At 72.8% G+C, this 419-nt stretch carries 2 pseudogenes; one reads left to right on the top strand and one right to left on the bottom strand.

The annotated features are described in order from the left end of the window. Positions 1 to 108: pseudogene (locus tag AOK22_RS43445) on the bottom strand (DNA-binding response regulator); the annotation flags it as partial. A 2-nt stretch (positions 109 to 110) separates the two neighbouring features. Between AOK22_RS43445 and AOK22_RS43440 the strand changes: the two are divergent. Further along, positions 111 to 419, top strand: a pseudogene (locus AOK22_RS43440) (ABC transporter permease); the annotation flags it as partial.

Raw genomic sequence — 419 nt, 5'->3', positions numbered from 1 at the left:
CTTGAGGAGGAAGCCGCTGGCCCCGGCGGACAGCGCCGCGTAGACGTACCGGTCGAGGTCGAACGTGGTCAGCATGAGGACGCGGGGCTCGCCGGGTGCGCCCGTGAGTCGGCACCGGGAGGTACTACAGCGCCGCGACGGTCCGCACGACCGTGTCCGGCCTGCCCGGCACCGTCGACGTGGTGGCCTTCACCGGTGACGCCTCCTGGGGCGGCTACACGATGGTCTCGGGCCGCTGGATCGACCGTCCCGGCGAGGCCGTCGTCCCCACGCCCTTCCTGACCGCCACCGGCACCCGCGTCGGCGACACCGTCACCGTGAACGGCCTGTCCGCACCCGTCACGGTCCGGATCGTCGGCGAGGTCCTGGACCCCCGCAACGACGGCACGCAGGTCTTCACCGACTCCGCGACCCTCACC

It is taken from the genome of Streptomyces silaceus, assembly GCF_001419745.1.
Classification (GTDB): domain Bacteria; phylum Actinomycetota; class Actinomycetes; order Streptomycetales; family Streptomycetaceae; genus Streptomyces; species Streptomyces silaceus.
This window is presented reverse-complemented; position numbering and strand designations above follow the sequence as displayed.